Origin of the sequence: Syntrophobotulus glycolicus DSM 8271, assembly GCF_000190635.1 — a bacterium.
In the GTDB taxonomy this organism is placed as follows: domain Bacteria; phylum Bacillota; class Desulfitobacteriia; order Desulfitobacteriales; family Syntrophobotulaceae; genus Syntrophobotulus; species Syntrophobotulus glycolicus.
In genome coordinates this window covers 1,161,048-1,183,268 of record NC_015172.1, presented here as the reverse complement: position 1 = coordinate 1,183,268, position 22,221 = coordinate 1,161,048, and the positions used below count along the sequence as shown (strand labels likewise).

At 54.0% G+C, this 22,221-nt stretch carries 16 protein-coding genes and 1 pseudogene; 5 read left to right on the top strand and 12 right to left on the bottom strand.

Annotated features, from left to right (window positions below):
- Positions 1-8 precede the first annotated feature (8 nt).
- Positions 9-419, bottom strand: a complete 411-nt coding sequence (locus SGLY_RS05970) for a hypothetical protein (RefSeq protein ID WP_013624376.1) — start codon at positions 417-419, stop codon at positions 9-11.
- A gap of 610 nt (positions 420-1,029) precedes the next feature.
- Here SGLY_RS05970 and SGLY_RS05965 point away from each other — a divergent pair.
- From SGLY_RS05965 to SGLY_RS05950, 4 genes are all read left to right on the top strand, one after another.
- Positions 1,030-1,944 (top strand): helix-turn-helix transcriptional regulator, encoded by a 915-nt coding sequence (locus SGLY_RS05965; RefSeq protein WP_013624375.1) that lies wholly within the window; start codon positions 1,030-1,032, stop codon positions 1,942-1,944.
- Between the two features lie 103 nt (positions 1,945-2,047).
- Positions 2,048-2,275 (top strand): SDR family oxidoreductase, encoded by a 228-nt coding sequence (locus SGLY_RS05960; RefSeq protein WP_041444688.1) that lies wholly within the window; start codon positions 2,048-2,050, stop codon positions 2,273-2,275.
- Positions 2,256-2,939 (top strand): nuclear transport factor 2 family protein, encoded by a 684-nt coding sequence (locus SGLY_RS17865; RefSeq protein ID WP_013624374.1) that lies wholly within the window; start codon positions 2,256-2,258, stop codon positions 2,937-2,939. The genes SGLY_RS05960 and SGLY_RS17865 overlap by 20 nt, the downstream gene beginning before the upstream one ends.
- A 2-nt stretch (positions 2,940-2,941) precedes the next feature.
- Positions 2,942-3,772, top strand: coding sequence for a nitroreductase family protein (locus SGLY_RS05950; protein WP_013624373.1), 831 nt, complete (start codon positions 2,942-2,944; stop codon positions 3,770-3,772).
- Positions 3,773-4,043: 271 nt separating this feature from the next.
- Here SGLY_RS05950 and SGLY_RS17040 read toward each other — a convergent pair whose 3' ends face one another.
- From SGLY_RS17040 to SGLY_RS05895, 11 genes and pseudogenes are all read right to left on the bottom strand, one after another.
- Complete coding sequence (locus tag SGLY_RS17040) at positions 4,044-6,635, bottom strand: diguanylate cyclase (RefSeq protein ID WP_013624372.1); 2,592 nt, start codon at positions 6,633-6,635, stop codon at positions 4,044-4,046.
- Between the two features lie 21 nt (positions 6,636-6,656).
- Entirely contained in the window at positions 6,657-9,233 is a 2,577-nt protein-coding gene (locus SGLY_RS05940) for a PAS domain S-box protein (protein WP_013624371.1), read from the bottom strand.
- 179 nt (positions 9,234-9,412) lie between these two features.
- Positions 9,413-11,203, bottom strand: a complete 1,791-nt coding sequence (locus SGLY_RS05935) for a methyl-accepting chemotaxis protein (RefSeq protein ID WP_013624370.1) — start codon at positions 11,201-11,203, stop codon at positions 9,413-9,415.
- Positions 11,204-11,622: 419 nt separating this feature from the next.
- Positions 11,623-12,015, bottom strand: a pseudogene (locus SGLY_RS18395) (response regulator); the annotation flags it as partial.
- 3 nt (positions 12,016-12,018) lie between these two features.
- On the bottom strand, positions 12,019-14,046 hold the full coding sequence (locus SGLY_RS05925) for a PAS domain-containing sensor histidine kinase (RefSeq protein WP_013624368.1): 2,028 nt from the start codon (positions 14,044-14,046) through the stop codon (positions 12,019-12,021).
- A gap of 19 nt (positions 14,047-14,065) precedes the next feature.
- Positions 14,066-14,530: a chemotaxis protein CheD gene (locus tag SGLY_RS05920; protein WP_013624367.1), complete on the bottom strand. Its 465-nt coding sequence runs from the start codon at positions 14,528-14,530 to the stop codon at positions 14,066-14,068.
- 9 nt (positions 14,531-14,539) lie between these two features.
- A complete protein-coding gene (locus tag SGLY_RS05915) occupies positions 14,540-15,133 on the bottom strand; it encodes a CheB methylesterase domain-containing protein (protein WP_013624366.1) in 594 nt (197 codons plus the stop codon).
- 5 nt (positions 15,134-15,138) lie between these two features.
- The gene (locus SGLY_RS05910; RefSeq protein ID WP_013624365.1) at positions 15,139-15,954 is read right to left on the bottom strand and encodes a CheR family methyltransferase; all 816 of its coding nucleotides are present in this window, start codon (positions 15,952-15,954) and stop codon (positions 15,139-15,141) included.
- A 14-nt stretch (positions 15,955-15,968) separates the two neighbouring features.
- A complete protein-coding gene (locus SGLY_RS05905) occupies positions 15,969-16,463 on the bottom strand; it encodes a chemotaxis protein CheW (RefSeq protein ID WP_013624364.1) in 495 nt (164 codons plus the stop codon).
- 52 nt (positions 16,464-16,515) lie between these two features.
- Positions 16,516-18,585 (bottom strand): chemotaxis protein CheA, encoded by a 2,070-nt coding sequence (locus SGLY_RS05900; protein ID WP_013624363.1) that lies wholly within the window; start codon positions 18,583-18,585, stop codon positions 16,516-16,518.
- A gap of 148 nt (positions 18,586-18,733) precedes the next feature.
- A complete protein-coding gene (locus SGLY_RS05895) occupies positions 18,734-21,217 on the bottom strand; it encodes a winged helix-turn-helix domain-containing protein (protein ID WP_013624362.1) in 2,484 nt (827 codons plus the stop codon).
- A 238-nt stretch (positions 21,218-21,455) separates the two neighbouring features.
- On the opposite strand from SGLY_RS05895, the gene SGLY_RS05890 reads away from it, so the two are divergent.
- Complete coding sequence (locus tag SGLY_RS05890) at positions 21,456-21,788, top strand: helix-turn-helix domain-containing protein (RefSeq protein ID WP_013624361.1); 333 nt, start codon at positions 21,456-21,458, stop codon at positions 21,786-21,788.
- Positions 21,789-22,221: the final 433 nt, after the last annotated feature.

Sequence of the window (22,221 nt, the reverse complement as noted above, 5' to 3'; positions counted from 1 at the left end):
CCGATCGCTTACCTGAAAAGATAATCCATCGGCTTGTTTCGCTCATGGAACGAAATAACGACTATGAGGCTCCCCGAGTCCAGATCAATGATATTGAACTTCGTATAGATGTCCACCTGTTTCTCCTCCCCGTGGAAGTTAAACAGAATGACCTGGGGACAGAACACATACAACACTTCATGTTCAAACCCGATGTTCGTGTTTTGCAAAGAATGGCAAAAATCCTCCGGCTCTATCTGCAGAAGGATATGCCTCTGTCTTTCCGTCCGCAGGTTATACTCCCGTATCAGGGCTTGGTTTTGTGCCCGTTTCTCATTTTGTGCGATTGTATATTTCCCCGCTCGCACGCAATCCTGTATTTTTTGTAAAATCGCCGCTATTTCCTCTTTCGAATAGCTCGTATTATAGTGCTCGCTCATCGGATTCCTCCCTGTCGAACACTATCTTAAGCTATTATATGCTGATCGTCAATATTTAATGTACTAATTGATACAATTATTTTTCATTCTTTTGATTTCAACCATAAAAAAATGCACCTTGTCACCTGACTGGACCGAATGAATGCATACATTAAACGAACTTATAGTTGAGAATCGTTCAGGCAGCATCCAGGATTCCCGGTAGTTTAATGTCCGCCTTCTTATGGATATTAATCTTCTAAGCTTTCATGGCCGTTTTGTCAATACATCCCAATAAACTGCTCAAAATTTCAACTTTTGCGATATATATGCAGGTAAAATACACAATTTTACGTCTCTTTTCTTTTAAAAGACTCTGTCTGGCCGGAAAACATACCGCAAAAGTTGCAAAAATGAGCAAATCGTTGAATAAAGCAGAGTCTAATTGCGTTCCCGCATAGCGCCTGATGCAGGAAGCCGAGCAGATACAGCGTCAGAAGGAGTCGTTTCTGGGTTTTCTGCGCAGCGACAGCCGAAGTTTGAGCAATGAAACCACATATTTGGTTCATTGATGTATAACTTGACATACTATTGTCAAGTTATACGTTTATAATGAAATCGGGGTGATGATATGCAAATTAACAGGCTGTTTGAAACGATCTATATTTTGCTTGATAAAAAGACCACAACCGCCAAAAAACTGGCGGAGCGTTTTGAAGTATCTGAAAGAACCATTTATCGAGACATCGAAACTCTGTCTTCGGCAGGGATACCGATTTATGCAAGCCAAGGCAAGGGCGGCGGAATCTCGTTGCTGGATGATTATGTGCTCGATAAATCTATCCTTTCAGAAAGAGAACAAAACGAAATTCTATATGCCCTGCAAAGCCTGTCAGTCACGAAAGCTCCCCAGACGGATCAAGTGCTTGCTAAACTGAGCAGTCTGTTTCATAAGAACAAAACAAGTTGGATTGAGGTGGATTTTAGTCCCTGGGGCAGTGACGAAAGCAGCATAGGGCAATTTACTGTTTTGAAAGATGCCATCTTAAGTCGCCGAATCATTGAATTTCATTATTTTAATTCATCTGGTGAAAAAAGCACCCGGAAAGTGGAACCGGTAAAACTCGTTTTCAAAGTAAACGCCTGGTACCTGCAAGCGTTCTGTTTGACTAAAAACACCAATCTTACCTTTAAAATTTCGCGGATGTCGAATTTGCGAATGACGCCCCAGACATTCGCGAAAAAAAATTCGGACGAATTGCAGGAAAGCGGGCAGACGCCAAAAGCCCAGAACTGGATTGATTTGTGTCTGAAGACTTCCGCCCAAGGCGCATATCGGGTATACGGTGAATTTGATGAAAAGGATATTACGCAAAACAAGGATGGCTCCTTAACCGTCACCGCCTCTTTGCCGGACAGCAAATGGCTGATCAGCTATCTCCTCTCGTTCGGCGCTGATGTAGAGGTGTTATCCCCTCAGAAAATACGCGACGCGCTCCGGGACGAATTAAATGACATGGTGAACAAATATAAAAATAGAACTTGACGTGATGTTGTCAGGTTATGGCTGATATGATTGGAACATGCAAACGACCTAATACGAAACCGTTTTCACGGAAACAAAGGCCGCCGAGAGACTTATCGAGCGGATGGCACAGGAACGGGGATACGACTATAGCGATGCCCGGCAGTCATTGATGGACTCTTTAGGCGGTATCCCCCTAGGGCGTACTGCGCGGCCAGAAAAAGTGGCTGAACTTGTCGCTTTCTTGGTATCCGACCGCGCTTCCTCCATTCTGGGGGCGGAGCATACAATCGACGGCGGAATTGTCCGCACAATAAAGGAGAATGAAAATCATGGCAAACAATCAATTTAAATTACCAAAACCGGTCCAAATACATTTTCAGGCGACAAACACAGACGCCCCCGTGGCTTTCCTTTCCACTTTTGCCGAGGACGCCGTTGTCATAGACGCCGGGAAAGAATATCGCGGGAAAGCCGCAATCAAAGCGTGGAGCGACCGCGACTATTTCGGCGACCATCTGAGGCTGGAAGTCACAAACGCCGTTCAGGATGCCGGAGAACTCGTCGTCACCGCAAAATCAGACGGAGATTATGACAAGACCGGACTGCCGGACCCGCTCTATCTTGATCTTCACTTTACAGTCGATGGGGATAAAGTCACGCGCCTGCGCACTGCTCTTTCCTCCAACGGCAGGGCAATCCCATTGCCGCAGCCGATTGCGGCCTTTTATCATGCCTCCGATGTGTATGACGATATTCTGCTTGCGGGCTGCTTTACGGCTGACGAGGGAATGGACGATCATGGACCAGAAGCCGTCAGCGGACATATTCTGGCGGCAAACCGGGACGCTAACGTCAGGACCGAAATCACCGGCTGCATGGAGAAAAACGGGAGAACGGTTGTCACCGCTACTCTTTCCGGCAGCTTCGAGGGCAGCCCGGTTCCGCTGGATTTTCACTTTACGGTTGAAAACGGAAAAATTAAAGCCTTAAATATTGTACCGGCTGGAGAGTGACCATGGCCGCAGAGAATTTGATTCAGGTAAATCAGGAGCAATGCATAAAATGCGGGCTTTGCGTAAAGGTCTGTCGAGGTACGCTTGGCATGGGCGGGCATGGCCCCGAGGTCGTCGATGATTTCTGCATTGCCTGCGGGCATTGCGTAGCGGTTTGCCCAAACGGAGCATTGGATCACAGACTGGCCCCGCTTGAAAAACAGGTCTTGATTGAAAAAGCATCCATGCCGGACGCCAATACGGCAGTCCGCTTTCTCCGGTCACGGCGGTCTGTCCGCTCTTTCCAAAAGAAGCGTGTGCCGCGCGAAACCATCTGCGAACTTCTTGATATTGCCCGTTTCGCACCAACAGCCTGCAATTCACAAGGAGTATCCTATCTTGTTGTGGATGACCCTGCGACCTTAAAAGCAATCGCAGCTGCGGTTGCGGATTGGGCAGAGGATGATTTAAGACACGGTGCTTTGGGGAAATCCCCATGGTCGAAAAACACCGTCAATACCATACGCGGATATCGTGAAAATGGTAAGGATACGATTTTAAGGGATGCGCCCTGTGTGATCATCGCCACGGCACAGAAAGAGCGTTTCGCTCTCGGCCGGGACAACACTCATTTTGCGCTTGCCTATGCCCAGCTCTATGCACCGGCGCTTGGGCTCGGCACTTGCTGGTCAGGGTTATTCGAATATTGCGCTGCAGCGGGATATGAACCTCTGCTGCAACTTCTCCAGCTTCCCGAGAACAAAAGCGTCACAGGTGCGTTGCTCGTTGGATATCTGGCCTATACTTTTAAACGATTAGTGGACAGGGAACCCTTGCAGGTTTCATGGCAATAATGTGGAAGCAAGCAGCAGGGCTTTTCTGCGCCAGGAAACGAACATGGCCCGTCAGCATCTGACGGGCGCGGTTGGAGACAATCAACCAATCATTCGGTTACAGCCTTTTAAGCTCTTCTAGGCGCTGCAATCCTAATAAAATGCCTCCGGCTCTTTCTTTTGCATCCCCGGCCTTTTCATCTGCCAGAATTTAACGTTTCATTCAACCTCCCTGGTCGGGCCTTATTTTATGTATTGGTGCGGTCCTTTTACAACCTTCCTGCATTGCCCATCAGACTGAGTGGTCCGGTTCCGCAAGCCGGCCGTTTTCCAGCATTTCCACAAAGGCGTCCACGAGCCCCGGGTCTAATTGCGTCCCCGCGTAGTGCCTGATCTCCCGGAGCGCCTCCTCCCGGCTTCTCGTCCCGGCTTGGGCCGGGTCATGCCTCAGGCGGTCATACACCCCGGCGATTGAGATGATCCGGGCCAGAAGCGGTATTTTCTCCCCTTTGAGCCCCTTGGGATAGCCGGAGCCGTCCCAGTTCTCATGATGAGCCAGCACCACCTCCGCCAATTCCAGCGTATGGTCGAACGAATTCAGGATCCTGTAGCCGATTACGGGATGCCGGTACATCTCGCTCCATTCTGACGGACTGAGATTGTCCCCTTTTTTTAGAAAGCCCGGCTCCAGGACAATTTTCCCGATATCGTGAAGCCGCGCCGCTTCCGTGAGCTTCTGGATCTCCGATTCCGGCAGCTCCAGCGCCCTGCCGAACTCCCGGCACAGCGCGCTCACCCGCATGGCGTGCCGGCTTTCCAGCTCGCTGTTTGCGGAGAGGGAATTGATGATGGCGGCCAGCTCCCGGCTCTGCACATCACTGCGCTCCAGGGTTTTGACGGAATACATTTTCGTTTCCGCGCTGCCCAGGACCTGCATGATATCCTGAGACATCCTCACCTTGGTGGCATGGCCTATGGAAATGCTGCTTCTGATGGCGCGGATTTGCTGGGCGCTCACCTCTTCTTTTATCCTCCCGGCGATGGACTCGGCTTGTGCGGAGTCTGTTCGCGGCAGCAGGATGATGAATTCGTCGCCGCCCCAGCGGGCTATGATATCATCGGCCCGGCAGATGCTGGTCATCACCTCGGCCACTCTTTCCAGCAGCATATCGCCGAAAGCGTGGCCGAAAATATCGTTGGTCAGCTTCAGGCTGTTGACATCGCCCATTATGATGGAAATCGGCAGATTGCGCCCGGTATCGATCCGGTGCAGCTCTTCCTCAAAAAAGCGCCGGTTGTACAGGCCGGTCAGGGAATCGTGGAAGCTGATATATTCAATTTTCTTTCTCTGTTCCTTTTTCTCCGTGACATCTCTGAACACGAGGACCACACCGGCCAGCGCCCCTTTGTCATCCTTAATGGGGGCGGCGCTGTCCTCCAGATTGTACTCGGTTCCGTCCCTGGCCGTGAGGATGGCGTGGTTTCCCAGCTCCTGGACTTCTCCCGTCAAAAACACTTTTTCGATGGGGTCGTCTATGGTGAACCCCTCCTGCTCATGGGACAGAGAGAAGACCTCCTTGTAATTCACACCGACCGCCGCTTCCGGCGAACAGCCCGTCAGCCTGCAGGCCACCGCGTTGAGCATCTCAATCTTTTTATCCCTGTCGATCACCATGACCCCGTCCCCGATGGACAGCAGGGTCTGGCGGTATTTGTTGCGCTCGTAGGCCAGGGTTTCCACCGATGCTCTGCGCTGTACGGCGTTCCATACCCCGCTCAGCAGCATGGTCATTTCCCCGGCGTCCGCCTGGCCATAATCGGCCGGCCGGTTGCCGAAGCCGGCGACGGCCACGATTTTACCCTCAATGAAAAGGGGAACCGCCATCAACTTTTGCAGTCCGGGATGCCCTTTGAGGTCTCCCTCTTTCCGGAGACCGGGTGGGGTGAACGCATTGACGATCAGCGGGCGGCGCTGCCTGACCGCCTCCCCCCAGATTCCGATTTCCGCGGGCCCCTCTCCCCGGCCCGGCACTCCGCCTTCCCCGGGGATACTCTTTGCCCAGGCCTGGAGGGTAAATTCCTCTTTTTCCTCATCATAAAAGCAGATGCAGCCATAGCGGCTCTCCGCTAATTTCAGAAGCTCATGCAGGGCATAATCAAGCTGCTCCTGCCTGCTGCCGAAGCTGCGGCCCAGCACCTCCAGAAGCAGCTTGTTCTGTCTGAGCATGCGTTCCCGGCTGCGCTGCCGGAAGTGTTCTTCCGTGATATCCCGGATATAAGCGCCGACACCGTACTCTCCGCCGGGCATGCGCACGGGGAATTTTCGCGCCGTGTAGGTTCTGCCCTTGACCGCGATCTCCTCGATCACCAGCGCCCCTCGCTCTAACGCGGCCAGATCCTGCTTCCTGCGGCCTTCCGCGAATTCCGGGGCAGACAGCGCAAACTCGTCACGTCCGAGGATGGTTTCCGGCGAACAGCCGTAAAAATCGGCGAAAGCCTGATTGAGCAGGATATAGTTCAGATGCTCGTCCTTAAGGTAGACCATGGTGTCATCGGCGTCGATAAAGGTCTGCATCAGGCGGCGGCTGTTCTCCAGCTCCTTTTGGGCGGCCGCGAGGGCCTGATTGTTTTTCCGGAGCATCCTCAGGAGCACCGCCGTCAGGACCAGGAGGACAGCGCCGGCCAGGGCGGCCGCGCTGAGCAGCTTTTCCCGTCCGGCCGCCGGCTCCGTTTTCCCGGGCCCGTCCTCACCGCTCCCGCCCGGCCCCCCGCCGTCATCCCTCGCGCCGAGCTCCGTTCCCGGACTGTCCGGCGCCGCTTGGACCGCAAGCGGGAAGATCAGTCCTGTTATCATGATGAGCGCGATCAGGAGAAAGGTTTTCATCACATCTGCACCACCCTTTGTTTAGTCCGGACTTTCGCTGGCGCGCCCCGCTCCCTCGGTCTGCAGAGATTGGATAAACAACCTGACAATTTCAGGATCGAACTGGGTTCCGGCGTTTCCCTCCAGCTCGCTGAGCGCTTCTTCACTGCTTTTCGCCTTCCGGTATACTCTGTCATTGGTCATGGCGTCATAAGCGTCCGTCACGGCCAGAATGCGGCAGAGCAGCGGGATCTCTTTTTCCCGGAGCCCCCGCGGATATCCCTTTCCATCCCATCTTTCATGATGGGAGAGGATAAAGTCAGCCACATTGGCCAGCTCCGGCGTCGCCTGGGCGATCCGGTACCCGATCTCCGGATGGCGCTTCATCTCGGCCCATTCCTCCGCCGTCAGCTGGCCCGGCTTTTTCAGAATAGCCGGGTTGACCGCCACTTTCCCGATATCGTGCAGGACGGCCAGCAAGGACAATTCATCCAGCTCCTTGGAGGACAGCTGAAGACTTCTGCCGATACAATGGCACTGGGTCTCCATCCGCTTGGCGTGACCCTCCGTCTCCATGCTTTTTTCATAAAGCGTCGCCAGCAGGGTATTGATGATGGCGTTGCGGCTGCTTTTCCCGTCCAGAAGCTTCTGTTGATACATATTGCCTTCCGCTTCTCGCAAAACGGCCCGGATACTCCTGTCCATCGTGTCCCTGACCGCGCAGCCGAGGGACAGGCTCAGGCGCAGACCGCTCTCGTCCATCTCGACATGATCCCGCTTGATCCTGCGGATGATCTGATCCGCTTCGTCCAACCCGGTGCGGGGCATGATCACGACAAATTCATCACCGCCCCAGCGGGCAATGATGTCCTCCCGGCGGCAGTTTTTCTCAAACAGCCTGGCGATGTGCCGGAGCAGATTGTCCCCGGCCTCATGTCCGAATACATCGTTGGTAATCTTCAGGCCGTTCACATCGCCCATCACCACAGAGAGGGGCAGGTTCCTGTCCGTATCCAGCAGAATCATCGCTTCTTCCATATATCTTCTATTATACAGCCCCGTCAGGTAATCGTGGTAGCTTAAAAAACGAATTTGTCTGTTTTGGTCCCGCTCATTGCTGATATCGCGGAAAACCATGACGACACCCGAGATTTCCCCGTCCTCTGTTTTGATGGGGGCGGCGCTGTCCGCAATGGGGACCGGCCGCCCTTTGCGGTCGATCAGCTCGGTGTGGTTGGCCAGGCCGATGATCCGGCCGGTTTCCAAAACCTTGCGCACGAGATTTTCCGCCGGCGCTCCCGTTTCTTCATTCTGCAAAATGAACACCTCGGAAAAGTATTTGCCCTTGGCCTCGCTGTTCTTCCAGCCTGTAAGCTCCTGGGCCACACTATTGAGACTGGTGATTCTCCCGGCGCTGTCTGTGGTCACCACTCCGTCCCCGATGGACTGCAAGGTCGTGCGCAGGAGCTCTTTTTCCCGGTACAGCTCGCCCCGGTATTCCTCCCGGTCGCTCACATCAAAAATAATCGAAGAAAGCAGGGTCTTCTCCCCGTCCTCTATCGGACAGGAAAAGACGTCCACAGGCCGGATCTCCCCGTTTTTCAGGCGGTGCGGGAAAAGAAAATAGTTCCGTTTTTTCCCGTTGGCCTGCCTGTACATGGCGCTGACCTGCTCAGAGGGCAGCATATTGATCTGGTCGATATTGAGGCTGAGCAGCTCTTCCTTGGTGTACCCGTAAAAGGTGCAGGCCGCGGGGTTGGCGTCCACGATCCGGCCTGAGTCAGGATCAATGACCAGCATGACGGCGTTATGCTGGTCGAAGGTGGACTGCAGCCTGCGGGCCAGGATGTCTCTTTCCTTCTGGGCCGCTTTCAGATCGGTGACATCCTGGCTGGTGCACAGTAAATAACGGATTGTGCCGTCCCCCAGGATCGGCGTCACCTCGGTCTGCCATTCACATTTGCCCGGAGCGAAGTGAAAGACCTGTTCATAGGTGAGCGGGCGGCCGGTCTTCATGCAGCGTTCGTAATATTTCTCAATCGTCCCGCCGGTTTCCTCTCCCAGAAGCTCGACAGGCCCCAGACCGCTGATGTCACTGAACCCGGTCATTCTTTTATGTACGGCATTGTTCCTGATATAGCGGAACCCGCCATTGAGGTATTCTACAAGGCTTATCGCGTCGTGGGTATGATTGAACACCGCCTCCAGGTCGTCCGGCAAGGGGGAATTTCCTTCCTTTTGAACGGCGGAAATGATTTCCGCGGTGGCATCGCGGATCACAACGACAAAATCCTCCCGGCTCAAGGGAATGACCATGACCTTATCATAGCGCTTCCGCTCTTTAATCCACTGTGTCGTCTCCTGCACCTTACCCGAGCGGGCGGCCCTTGAGCAGTAGTCGATCCAGTCAAAGGCCCCCAATTTGTTCTCCCCGAAAATCTCCGATGCCTTTTTGCCCAGGATGTCCTCGCGGCGCAAGCCGGTAAGCTGTTCAAAGGCCGGGTTGACCTCCAGGTACAGGTAGTCCTCCGCCCCGCCCTGACTGTCCGTAAGCAGCCGCAGGTATCCCATGCCGAAAGGCAGGGTATTCAGGATATTCACATACAGGTCTTGATTCATTTTTACCATCCTTTCTTTGCGGGCAAGGCACCGGCGGGAAGAGTCCGGCTCCTTGCTTGGAAAAAGGGCTTTCCTTATCCGGGAACACCGCATGCCTTCCCGCAATGCCTGTGCTGCCGCAAAAATGCCGCCGGTTATCCAGGATCACGATCAGAGTTTTGGGCTTGCTCCGGCCAGCCTTAATACTTGCCCAGATCAGAGGAGGCCGCGGCCTGAAGCAAACCGGACCTCGTCTCGGGCAGCTCCCGGAACAAGGAACTGGAAACCGGCCTGTCCTGCTCATATCCGTCACTCAGCTTGAACTTCCCGACCTCTTCTTGCAGCGTGGCGGCCTGGGCGGACATTTCCTCACTGGTCGCGGAGTTTTCTTCCGCTGTGGCCGCGTTGGTCTGCACAACAGAGGAGACCTGGGCCAGTCCCTCCTTGATCTGTTCAATCGCCCCGGCCTGCTCAGCCGACGCCTGTTCGATCTTGATGATGCTGTCATTGACCATTTTGGCCTTTTCTCCGACCTCATGCAGGATTTGCGCGGTCTGAGCCGTTGTCTGCGTCCCCTTGTTTACCGTGACCACAGAGGCCTGGATCAGCTCTGCCGTCTGCTTGGCCGCTTCCGCCGATTTGGCCGCCAGATTGCGGACTTCATCGGCCACCACCGCGAAGCCTTTGCCGGCGTTGCCGGCCCGGGCCGCTTCAATCGCGGCGTTCAGGGCGAGAATATTGGTCTGGAAGGCGATATCCTCGATAACCTTTGTGATATTGGTGATCTGATCGGACGCCGAACCGATTTCCGCCATTGCTTCCGTGAGCTGCTCCATATGTTCATTGCCCGTACCGACTCCCGCCACGGCCTCTTCCACATATTGGGTTGCTGTTTTGACATTTTCCGAATTTTCCGTGGCCTGTTCAGCGATTTTTCCGATGGAAACGGTCAATTCCTCCACAGATGAAGCCTGTTCCGTCGAGCCTGACGCCAGAGCCTGGGCTCCGCTGGAAACCTGGGCCGCCCCTGTGCTGACCTGTTCGGCCGCGGTATTGATGATGGATAAGGTATCATTCAAGGCTGACGTTGTATTTTGCATCGCCTGCTTGATCGCCGCAAAATCGCCGATGTAATCCATATCCACCCTGATCCGCATATCGCCGTGGGACATCTGCCCCAGCTTGTCGGAAATATCGCCGATATAGCCGGAGAGCAGGGCATTGGTTTTTTTGATGCTCTGGGCCATTTTCCCCATCTCATCACGGCTTTCATATTGGATATCGACCTGCATATTGCCCTTGGCCATTTCCTCATACACATCAACAATCTCCCTGACCGGATTCAATATCGATTTGCGGATCGCGCTGATCACGATCACGGTGATGGCCAGAGATCCTGCGGCGATGACCAGAAGCATCACCCAGGCCGTCGTTTGAGCGCTCTTGGCCGCCGCGCTCTGCTGATCGGCCCGCACCGCCTCCGCGTCGGACAGCTCGACAATGATTGCCGCCGCCTGGTCGAAATACGGTACATACACCTCGTTAAATTTTTTCTCGGCGTCCGCCAGAGCCTGATCGGTGCCGAGCAGGAGCTTGCCGACAATATCCTCCCGGGCCGTGGCGGCGTTTGCCAGCACTGTTTTAAATTCGCTTACCTTCTCATTTTGACTTGAATCGGGTTGATTCGCCGCGTATTTTTCCAGATTGACCAGGATGTTCTGGGCATCGGCCGCCGACTTGTCCAGCTCCTTCTGGATCGCCTGGCGGTCTGTGGCGACAAAGGCCCGCAGCATGTAACGCTGGGCCGAAACCAGGTCCCGCCTCATCTCCCAGGTGCTGGAGACGTTGGGAACGGTCATGCTCCCATATTTCTCGGTTTGGGTGCCGACACTGCTGATGCTGACGATGGACAGCACAATGGACATAATCATTAGTGCAAGGACGATCCCGAAGCCCACAATTAACTTTTTGCTGATGGATAGATTTTTCATCACGTCTCCTCTTTCCCTTTTCTTTTCGGCCCTTTTGCTTTGCTCTGACATTGTTCACTTTCCTTTCCGTGATGCGATTGCCGCTCCGTTTCCCTTCGCCTCCTCATGCCCGTCAGCGCTCTTCATCTTCTGCGGTCAATCAGAACAAGATCCATAAAATCAGCCGCGGCGATTTTCACCGGCATCCGGCCGGCCTTGGCAAAAATCAGGTCATACCCGTCAGTGCGCACACTCCGGAATAATTCTTCATCCTTGAGCATCCCGAAGCGCGCGGTATTGAGCCTGGAACGGAAATCAAAATGAATCGCCGTCCCGGTCTCCATCGTCACTTCCAGCTGATAGCCGGGGCGGGCCCGGACCTTCTGGAAATATCGTTCTCCCTTTGGCTCGGATAAGCTCCGCTCTTCCCCCCCGCTCTCCTTCACCAGCCCGATCTTTTCCATGACCTCCACCAGCCTCTTGGTGTCGATCGGTTTGGTCGCATAGGCCTCGCAGCCATAGTCAAAAGCCGTCCGCACGAGCTGGGCTTCGGCAAGGGCCGTGGTCATGATGATCTTGACCCTGTTTTCCGGAGCCACCCCATACTGTTTTTCCAGATCTCTGATGGCTTTTAAGGTTTTTACCCCATCCACTTTCGGCATCATGATATCGAGACAGATCAGCTGGTAGGGCTCCTGATCCTTGAGGGCCATCAGAAAAGCATCCAGGGTTTCCAGACCGTCCACCACCAGATCACATTCTCCGTACTTCTCCAAAAATTTGCCCAGAAAACTTCTGCTGATCAGATCATCCTCGGCAATCAAAATTTTCATGTTCTAGGCCTCCTTATCGCGCCGGCGCAATTCCGCCGTCATCTCCAGGCAGTATTGCGCGGCGCTGTCCCATTTCTTCTTTCTTGCGGCAAGCTCGGTTTTGAACGAGAGATCGGCCAGTTCGTCCTCTCCCAGCCGAAGGGCGCTCTTTTTGACCTGATGGGCCGCTTCTTCCAGCAGGGGAAACCGGTTCTCCGCAATGATCTTCCGCAGCTCCCCCAAGGCCCGGCGCAGGATGTCCAGCTCAGCGGACCTCTTCTCCCCGGTATCTGCCGCCTTCCCGAAGATGATTTCTCCATGCTCTCCCAGTCTGACCCGGCTGCACTTTTCGGCCCCGGCCTGGTTGTCCAGAATCATGATTTGTTCGGCTCCGGCCGCCGGTTCCTCCCCCACCAGCCGGCTGAGCTCACTGCCGCTGATGATGACCGGGGACAAGGCCTGCTCCCTCTCCGCGGGCCCCGGGCCGGGGGCCGCTGTGAATACCAGGGTAAAGCGGAAGACGCTCCCTTTTCCCATTTCACTTTCCGCGCGGATCGCGCCGCCCATCAGCTCCGCCAGCTGCTTGCAGATGGCCAGCCCCAGCCCTGTCCCGCTGTACCTTCGGGTGACGGAGCTGTCCACCTGGCTGAAGCGTTTGAACAGCAGGTCCATTTTCCCGGGAGAAATGCCGACCCCCGAATCGGCTACACAGAACTCCAGCTCCACCTGTTGTCCTTGATGCCTGATTTCCCGGACACTGACCTTGATCTGTCCTCTGTCCGTAAACTTGAGGGCATTTCCAATCAGGTTGTTTAAGATCTGGCGCAGGTGGTCAGGATCGCCGGTCAGATAGGGAGGGAGGTCCGGGGGAATGTCGTGTTCCAGGGCCAGGCCTTTCTGTTCGGCAAGGACGGTGTGGATTTTTATGACCTCCTCCAGCAGGGCCTTCAGATCAAAGGAAATCTTGGCAATGGCGATCTTGCCGGCCTCGATCCTGGAAAAATCCAGAATGCCGTCGATGACCTTAAAAAGGGTATTGGCACTGAATTTCGCCATCCGGATACATTCCTGCTGTTCCTCATCAGGATCGGTCCGGGAGAGCAAGTCCATCATCCCCACCAATCCGTTTAAAGGGGTCCTGATTTCATGACTCATATTGGCCAAAAACTCACTCTTCACCCTGTTGGCCGATTCAGCCTCATCACGGCTCTTCTGCAACGCTTCTTCATAATTCTTTTGTTCCGTAATGTCCTCAATGGCGAGCACGATCCGCTTTTCCCCGGCCGCGGCCAGCGGGATGAAGCTGATGTTCAGCCAGCGGCAGTTCTCCTCCTCCGCTCTGTGGAAAGAACGCTGGAGCATCACGTCCTTGAGGCTCACCTTTTCCCGGAGGACCAGCCCAATGTTTTGGCGGATTTCACAAAAGCGGCATTTTTCGCCTTCCCCGCACCCTTTTTCCCTGCTGTAGATACAATGGGCCCCGTTTCCGAAACGCTGGCCGAGGATGTTTTCCTCCCGGATCTGAAAGAGCTCCAGCAGGGGCCTGTTCACCCACCTGACCACAGCGTCTTCCCCGACCAGGGCGATTCCCGCGGGCAGGGCCTCCAGCACATTGTTCAGATTGTTTCTTTCCTTTTTCAGCTCTTCCTCGATCTGTTTCAGCCGATCAATATCGCGGAACACCAGCACCGCGCCTTGCGCTTTGCCGTCCGAAGCGCGGACCGGGGAACAGCTCGCTGAAATAAAAAACGTTTTTCCTTCCCTGGTCATGAGAGCGGAGTGCTTCGGCAGGCCCACCGGCGCCTCATCCCTCAGGGAAATGAAAACGGGACTCTCCAGGCGCTTGCCGGTGACGGTATCGACCAAAACAAACACTTCACCGCAGGGCTTTCCCGCCGCTTCTTTTTCCGTCCAGCCCGTCAGCTGCTCTGCCGAGCGATTGATATCCAAAATCCGGCCGGCCCGATCCGTCAGGATCACACCATCTCCCATGCCGGCCATGGCAGCGGCGATAAATTCCAGGCGCTCTGATTGGTCTGTGTTTTGCGGCAATCCCATCACCTTCTTCTTTTCAGATCGGCCGGCGGTGGATCTCCACCCTGCCGGTTTTCACTTCCATGGATACGGTCCTGCTTTCCTTTCCCCGCAGGTCTGCCTTGACAATGGTCAGCCCCATCCCGATCAGGGCCGCTTTAACCGCGTCAATGTTCTTTTTTCCCACATTATAGATATCCTGCTCCAGCCGGGAGTCCGCTCCGCCGTAGATTTGGATCAAAAGCTCTTCTTGCTTGCAGCCGTATGTCCGGCAAACCGTATTGATCAGCAATGGGACGCCGGTTTCCGCGAAATAGCCCGGACGCTCCGCTCTGTCCTTCCGGTCAAAGGGGAAAGGAAGGACCACATGGATCATCCCGGCCGCTTTTTTCAGCGGGCTGTAGACGGTGACGGCCACACAGGTTGCCAGGGAAAAGGTCCGCAGGATGTCGTCCGCTCTGTTCGATACCTTGTATTCCCCCATGCCTACGATCAGGTCCATCGCGGCCGCCTACCCGATCAGCTCGGCCAGGACCTGGGGAATGCGCCCCAAGGCCGCCTGTCTTTCCACGGCCCCGATCTCAAAGGCTGCTTTGGGCATCCCATACACGACGGAGGAGGCCTCATCCTGGCCGATGGTCCGGCTGCCCTGGCGCCGCATGGCGAGAAGCCCTCTCGCTCCGTCATAGCCCATCCCGGTCAGGAGGATTCCTACCGCCCTTCTGCCCGCTTCCCGGGCTAAGGATTCAAACAAAACATCCACGGAAGGGCAGTGGCCGCTGACCTTGTTCCCGTCAAAACACTCCACCCGGTAGCGGCTGCCGATCCTCTTCACTCGCATATGGCGGTCCCCCGGGGCGATCAGCACCCGGCCCGCATCAGCGTAATCTCCGGTTTGAGCTTCCTTGACCTGCAGAGCGGTCTGGCTGTCCAGCCTTTCCGCAAACATCCTGGAAAAAACGGGCGGGATATGCTGGACGACCACTATCCCCGGAATGGCGGGGGAAAGAGCGCGCAAAATGCTGAAAATGGCTTCGGTTCCCCCGGTGGACGCCCCGATGGCGATAATCCTGTCTGCTTTCCGGTCCTGAGTGCCTGTCTCCATTGCCCCTACTCCTTCCTGTAAACAGCGGGCATGACATATCTGTACCGCGTTTTTTCCCGGTCCAGGCCCTCCGAATGCCCGATGAACAGGAAGCCTCCGGGCTCGGTAATCTCATAGAAGCGCTCGGCCAGCCGGTCCTTTGTCTCCTGATCAAAATAGATCATGACATTGCGGCAGAAGATGACGTGCATTTTCTTTCTGAAGGGGAACACCGGGTCCATCAGGTTGATTCTGCTGAAAATCACTTCCTTCCTGATTTTCTCAGCCAAAAGGTACTGCCCGGCCCGGTCTTCTTTGAAATACCGCCTTTTCCAGCTTTCCGGCAGGCCCTCCATTTTTTCCCTGCTGTAAACACCGGCCTGGGCGGCGGCCAGAATGCCCTGAGAGATATCCGTAGCCAGGATTTTCGTATCCCATCCGGTTTTGTGGGGACCGAAAAATTCGTCCAGGATCATCGCCAGAGTATAGGGCTCTTCTCCTGAGGAACAGGCCGCGCTCCAGATCCGCAGATCGCGGTCCCTCACCGCTCTGATCAGATAGGGCAGCACGGTCTCCCGAAAATACTCAAAATGGGCCGGCTCCCTCATGAAAAAGGTATGATTGGTCGTGATCTTATCCAGCATCAGGTCCGCGGCCTGCCCGCTTTGATCCGCCGCCACATAGTCCATGTACTCAGTCAGGCTGGCCAAATTGAGGTTTGCCAGGACCTGACCGAGCCTTCCCTCGATTAACGTTTTCTTCTCATCCTTGAAATGAATGCCGTAATTGGTTTTGATATAATCGGCAAACTCCCTGAATTCCCGTTCTTTGATCCCTATCATAAAATTTCCCGCCTTCAGGCCATGCTGATCAGGGCCCCGGCCTCATCGTCCGTCAGCAGCTTATGGCAGTCCAAAAGCAGCTTGACGCTTCCGCCGGCCTTGCCGATGCCCTTGATATAGTTGTGGCCCCCCTTGCTGATCTCCGGAGGAGGCGCGATGTCCTCCTCCGCCATGGCGATCACCTCTGAAACACTGTCCACGATCAGGCCAATGGACAGCTCGTTGGTCTCCAGCACGATAATACAAGTTCTGTCGTCGTATTCCCGGACCGCCTTTCTAAACCGCAGGCGGGCGTCCATAACGGGAATGATCTTCCCCCGCAAATTGGTGATCCCTTTGACATATGCGGGCATCTCCGGAACCTCTGTTATGGGCTGAATCCCTATGATTTCCGTAATATAGCGGATTTCCATCCCATAGAGCTCCTCGCCCATCGAGAAGATCAGGTATTTCCCCCTCAGGGTATCTTCTTCTTCCTCCGTCAGGTTCAGTACTTCAGTTTCTGCCATGTTTACCCCCTCCTTCGCTCTTTTTCCCTGCCGATATCCGTCCTATCCTGTTTCACAGGCTGACCAATCCGCTGATATTCAGAATCAGGCTGATGCTGCCGTCCCCCAGAAGTGTACAGCCGGCAAGCCCTTCCAGTCTGCCGATGTTTTTCATATAGGCCGGCAGAGCCTTGACCACCACCTGCTGCTGGCCCAGCAGCTCATCAGCAAAAAGACAGAGGCTCCTGCCGTCCTGACCGATCATGAGCATGATCCCTCTCGTCAGGTCGGTAACCTCTGTTTCTGCCGCGAACAGCTCATGGAGACGGAGAATGGGATAACATTCTCCCCGCACCATGATCATCTCATTGCCGTGGGGGTCCTTGACCAGATCCTTTTTCCGGGCCCGGAAGGTTTCCTGGATCGAGGTGGTGGGGAGAGTATATTTCGCCCGGCCCACCCGGATATTCATCCCGTCGATGATCGCCAGGGTGAGCGGTATTTTCAGCGTGGTCGCCGTTCCCGCCCCTTCCGTGCTGTCTGTGGATACCGAGCCTCCTGCCGCTTCCAGATTTTTGGTCACCACATCCATACCCACGCCCCGCCCGGAAAACTCCGTCACCTGATCATTGGTGGAAAAGCCGGGCAGAAAAATCAGGTTGTAAATTTCTTTATCCGTCATCTCCCTTTCCAGCTTACCCAGCAGGCCGGCGTCCAGGGCTTTTTGCAGGATCTTTTCTTTATCCAGGCCCCTGCCGTCGTCACGGACAATGACCAGAACCTCGCTCCCGGCATTCTTCGCCTCCAGGATCACCTGCCCCGCTTTCCGCTTGCCTGCCGCTATCCTCTCCTCCGGTGTTTCAATACCGTGGTCTACGGCATTGCGGACCAAGTGCATCAGAGGGTCGGAAATCTGTTCGATGATCTTTTTGTCCACCTCGGTGTGTTCCCCGATCAGAATCAGTTCCACCTCTTTATGGAGCTTTCTTCCCATGTCGCGCACGATGCGCTGCATCTTCCGGAAGGTGGCCGCCAGGGGCACCATGCGGATGGACATGACCATATCCTGCAGCTCACCGGTAATCTTCTGCAGCTGGCGCGCCGCTTTATGAAAACTGTTCAGCTGCAGCTCCTTAAGCTCGGGGTTTTGCGTGACCATCGCTTCGGCGATCACCATTTCCCCCATCAGATCCATCAGCTTATCCAGCTTCAGCACATCGACGCTGATCATCCCCTGCTGAAGGCCTCTGCTTTCAGCCTGTCCCGGCTCCCCGCGCTCTCCCGGATCACGGTGGTCCCGCAGGCTCGGTCTTTGCACGGGGGACTGCTCGATCTTCATCTCCCGCGGCCGCGCGAACTGCCCGGAGCCGTCCGGGCGCTCCCTCAGCTCCAGGTCCCGGATAAAAGCGGTCCCTGTAAAAAAATCCTGCAGATCGCCGAAGCTTTTGTTACTTCTGAGGGTGATCCTGAAGCCCTGTTCCCGGATCACCCGCACGCTTTCGTTATTTTCGATGATATCCTCGGGAAAGCAGCGGAAATCCTCCGCGATCTCTTTTAAATTATGGATGATGCTGAAGGCCCGGATGTTTTCCATCTCACAGCCATCCTCAAAATAAATGACCGCTTCATAGCATTTCAGCTCGATCTTTCCGCCGCTCTTGCCGGGCGCCAGGTAATACTGCTGCGGGCCGGGAGCCGCCTGCTTTTTCCCGGGGCTGTCCGCCCCGCCCTTTTCCCCCTTGATGGCGGACAAGAACTTTCCGATATGTTCAATCAGGCCGGCGGGATTCCCATCCAGGTGATCAGCGTTTTTCACCTTCTCCAGCTCCAGCTTGATGAAATCCACACCCTCCAGCACCAGGTCCGAGAGCAGGGCACAGTCCATGTTCTCCGGCTTTTCTTCCCGGATAAAATAAAAAAGGTCCTCCATGCTATGGGAAAGCAGGGAGATGTTGTTATACATCATCATGGCGGAAGATCCCTTGATGGTATGCATGATCCGGAAAATCTGGTTGACCGTGTCCAGGGCAAAACAGCTTGCCTTTTCCCCGCTCAGAATCGCCTCTTCAAGCTGTTCAATATTTTGCGTAGTTTCATAGATGTAGATCTCCAGCATGGACTCATTTGAAAATCCGTTGCCCAATCTGCTTCCTCCTTAACCTCTCACCCTCTGTTCTTTGCTCCTTGTTCCCCTGCCTCCGAAGCCCACAAAAAAATCACCTGCTGTCTAGAAGAATACAGCAGGTGATTTTTTCTCACATCGTCTATTTTGTAGTATTTTTCATTTTTGGTCAAAATTCCTTGAAATTCAGCTCGGTCTTGGAATGAATATCCAGCTTGCTGTAGACGCTCCTGAGGATCGTTCTGACGGTCGTTTCCGAGATGTACAGCTTATCGGCAATTTCTTTGGCGCTCAGCCGGCCCCGGGCCAGCCGGGCAATTTCTGTTTCCCTGGGCGTCAAGGGCGATTTGGCCCGCTGGATTGCCTTTTTAATCAGATTTACTCCTTTTTCCTGACGGCCGCTCAAGGTCACGATCGCGTTCAGGCTCTCTTCATCCAGGACAGCTCTGCCCGCTGATTTCAAAAGAACATCGAGCGAATCCATCTGCTGGGCAAAGGGAAGATAAATCTGATCGGGCAGGGCCAGGGCCAGGGCTTGTTCCAAGTATGCCATAGCCTCCCATTTATTCCCGTCCATCAGCTTGACCGCCGCCAGGTATTTGCCTTGATAGATCTGCGGCATCAGGCAGTGCATGCTTTTCGCCGTCTCCATCATTTCCCCGGAAATTCCCAGAAATTCACTGTACCGCTTCTCCAGCAGCAACAGCCGCGAATAGAGGGTCTGGGCATAGGGAATGGCGGGCGCATAGAGAGCCTGCCGGATGCTTTTCATATCACAAAACCATCTGGCCACATTGTCTGTGCTTCCCAGGATCAGACTCAGGGCCGCCAGGGCCAGATCCACCATGCGCGAGACATGCGGACGGGCGGTTTCCCGTTCGTAGCTTTGGATGTTTTTCACGGCGGTAAAGTAGCCGTCCGCGTCTCCACGCAGAATGGCAATCCGGGCCAGGACCAATTCAGCGCAGATGCAGATGCTGTCCTGCTGATGATTCCCGGCATCGTAGAGCGCTTTATGGCACAGGATTTCCGCCTCACTGTCCCGGCCCCGCATCAGCATGGCCTCGGCCCTGATCACGCTGTTGGCCCCCGCTCCCTGCCCGCGGGTCAGCCTGAGATAGAGCGGCAGGCATTCATCCATACTGCGGAGGGTCTCCTCGAGCTTTCCGGATTCCCGCCAGAACATCAGGAGAACAGAAGCGCCCCCGAATGTCCACGGCAGATCCTTCCCCATGATCCTGCCCGGTCCGCCTAAAATCTCCAGGGCCGCCTTGTGGCCTTTGCTCATTTTCCCGAGATCATTGTATGCGGTGTAAGAGGTCAGGAGGGTGAATTCTCCTTTTAACCGGCGCATCTTTTCCGCACTGAGCCCGGCCTGGTTTTTGTCGATGGCCAGGCTGATCAGCCGGCATAGCTCCCGGAAGATGTCCGTTTGCTGTTCAAACAGCATCGGATAGGCAAAATTCAAGAGGGCGGCGGGATATTTGCAGAGCGTTTCTTCCGGGCATTCCTTGACAAGGGCCTCCAGATACCCCCGCAAATCATTTTCTTTTCGATTGGCGAGGTATTCCCTGTCGAAAGGCATGGCCAGAATTTTGTCGAAATCCCTGGCCTGGAGAAAACACTGGGCGGCGGGATAAAACTGAGAAACAGCGGCATAGGACTGCCCCGCCAAACGCCATATTTTTTCCCGAAAATCCCCGGACTGATGGTGATAAAAGCGGTTGTGCAGGTAATCCCGCAAAATGCTGTGCAAGGTATAGAGGTTGCTGTCAGGGAAATATTTAATGAAGTCATTTTCCTTCAGCAGATCTTCAAGATGACCGGGCAAGGTATCTTGATCCAGCATGCTTGCCGCCTGGCGGGCGTCAAAGCTGTCCAGCACCGAAACCGCAAGGAGAAATTCTTTTTCTTCCGTGCTCAGCCTCTTCCAGATCGCGTTTTCCACCAGCTGCTCAATATCGGCCGTATAATCCAGAGACCCAGTTTCCTTGAAATTGATGATTTGCAGGCGGATGGCCGATACCCAGCCATCTGTCGTCATGAATACGTTTTCCAGTTCCTCGTCAGCCAGGCGGATGCTTTCCATTCTGAACAGGGCGTCAGTCCCTTCCCGGTCAAAGAAAAAAGCCGAGGCGTCAATGGTATGGATATCGGTGTTGTGCATGGAAAACAGCTGTCTGGCCGCAAGGTGCTGGGTGATGAAGATCATGTGTAAATTTGGATTTCCGTGCAGAGAAAAAACATTCATTAACTCACGCGGGATAGCGCAGTTCACGAGCTGATAATCATCAATCACCAGATACGTTTCCGCCCGGCAGTGGAAATCCCTGAAAAACGCTGTCATATACAGCAAAGTATCCACCGTCGGCATCTCCAGTTTGCGCAGATTGCCGGCGATTTCCTCATTCACATTGGCCACCAGGCCGCAAATCCTCTTCCAGGCCAGAGCTGCCGGCTCCCCCAGGCAGGTGTACCAGTATTCCCGGGCTCCGGGAGGAAGGTTTTCTTTCAAATATTTTTTGACGGCCGTGGTTTTGCCAAAGCCGGACGGCGCTTCAACAACAGTTAATGGATAACGCGGGATCTGGGCAAGCTGTTTTCTCAGCCTGTCGGAAAAAAAGTACCTGTTTAGCCTGCTGACTTTACTCATTCCACTTCCTCCAGTATACCTTGAGGGACTGTTCCTTTCCGATATCAAGCCTGATTTCCGCGCTGTCAAATCAGTGATGTTTTCATCCAATTATCCTTGATTTTTGCTAAAAATATCTATATTTTGACATATTATTCGCTATTATAACATATATGGGTTGTATATTCCAACCAGAACAACATATCTTATTAGAGTAATCACGCTTTTTTCAAATTATGATGAGGACGAGGTGATTAAAATGTATGATAAGTTTGTTCGCGACAGAATTACGCAATTGAGACTGCATAAGGGCGTATCGGAGTATCAAATGAGTTACGATTTAGGACATAGCAGGGGTTATCTCTATAACATCTCTTCCGGCAAATCTCTCCCCCCATTGCCGGAGTTTTTTGCTATATGCGCCTATTTCGGCATTACGCCCGCCCAATTTTTTGATGATAAGCAGGAAAACCCCCAGCTGATTCAAAAAGCTGTCGAAGGCCTGAGCAACCTCAACGACAGCGATGTTCTCATGATCCTGGGCCTGATCAACCGCCTGCTGGATCACGGGGACAACACAAAGCTGTCTTAACCACAGGCCCGGCAGGCGCGGACAATGTCCCGGGACAAGCTCCTGAATATGTTCCAATCCCTCAGTATTCTATCTCCGGTATCCGCGAAAAGAGCAGCAAAAAAAATCGGACTGAAAAGATCCTCCTTTTTCGCCCGATTTTGGTGTTTCCTGTTTTGATTTTAGATCAAACAGCCAGATTTACTTCCGATTTTCATTGTTCAATAATTTCGTTACTGTTCATCGCAATTTCCCAATGCCTTTGATAAATCTTGTATATAAATTGCTTGTTGTTTTTTCAAATAGAATTTAACCAAAGGCCTCATCAATACTTTTTTTGTCGTTACATTTTCTGTAAAATCAATTTCTGCTTGTCCATTTTTTTGAGTGAAGATGCCCGTCCAATGACCCTTTATCTTATCATTTTCCGGGTCGACTTGTCTGTAATATTCGA

Coding starts and splice junctions, on each gene's coding strand:
- SGLY_RS17865 (WP_013624374.1), top strand. CDS start 2,256: ATGGCAAACAATCAATTTAAATTACCAAAACCGGTCCAAATACATTTT.
- SGLY_RS05890 (WP_013624361.1), top strand. CDS start 21,456: ATGTATGATAAGTTTGTTCGCGACAGAATTACGCAATTGAGACTGCAT.
- SGLY_RS05910 (WP_013624365.1), bottom strand. CDS start 15,954: ATGATAGGGATCAAAGAACGGGAATTCAGGGAGTTTGCCGATTATATC.
- SGLY_RS05920 (WP_013624367.1), bottom strand. CDS start 14,530: ATGGACCTGATCGTAGGCATGGGGGAATACAAGGTATCGAACAGAGCG.
- SGLY_RS05895 (WP_013624362.1), bottom strand. CDS start 21,217: ATGAGTAAAGTCAGCAGGCTAAACAGGTACTTTTTTTCCGACAGGCTG.
- SGLY_RS05970 (WP_013624376.1), bottom strand. CDS start 419: ATGAGCGAGCACTATAATACGAGCTATTCGAAAGAGGAAATAGCGGCG.
- SGLY_RS05905 (WP_013624364.1), bottom strand. CDS start 16,463: ATGGCAGAAACTGAAGTACTGAACCTGACGGAGGAAGAAGAAGATACC.
- SGLY_RS05915 (WP_013624366.1), bottom strand. CDS start 15,133: ATGGAGACAGGCACTCAGGACCGGAAAGCAGACAGGATTATCGCCATC.
- SGLY_RS05950 (WP_013624373.1), top strand. CDS start 2,942: ATGGCCGCAGAGAATTTGATTCAGGTAAATCAGGAGCAATGCATAAAA.
- SGLY_RS17040 (WP_013624372.1), bottom strand. CDS start 6,635: ATGAAAACCTTTCTCCTGATCGCGCTCATCATGATAACAGGACTGATC.
- SGLY_RS05965 (WP_013624375.1), top strand. CDS start 1,030: ATGCAAATTAACAGGCTGTTTGAAACGATCTATATTTTGCTTGATAAA.
- SGLY_RS05940 (WP_013624371.1), bottom strand. CDS start 9,233: ATGAATCAAGACCTGTATGTGAATATCCTGAATACCCTGCCTTTCGGC.
- SGLY_RS05935 (WP_013624370.1), bottom strand. CDS start 11,203: ATGAAAAATCTATCCATCAGCAAAAAGTTAATTGTGGGCTTCGGGATC.
- SGLY_RS05960 (WP_041444688.1), top strand. CDS start 2,048: ATGGCACAGGAACGGGGATACGACTATAGCGATGCCCGGCAGTCATTG.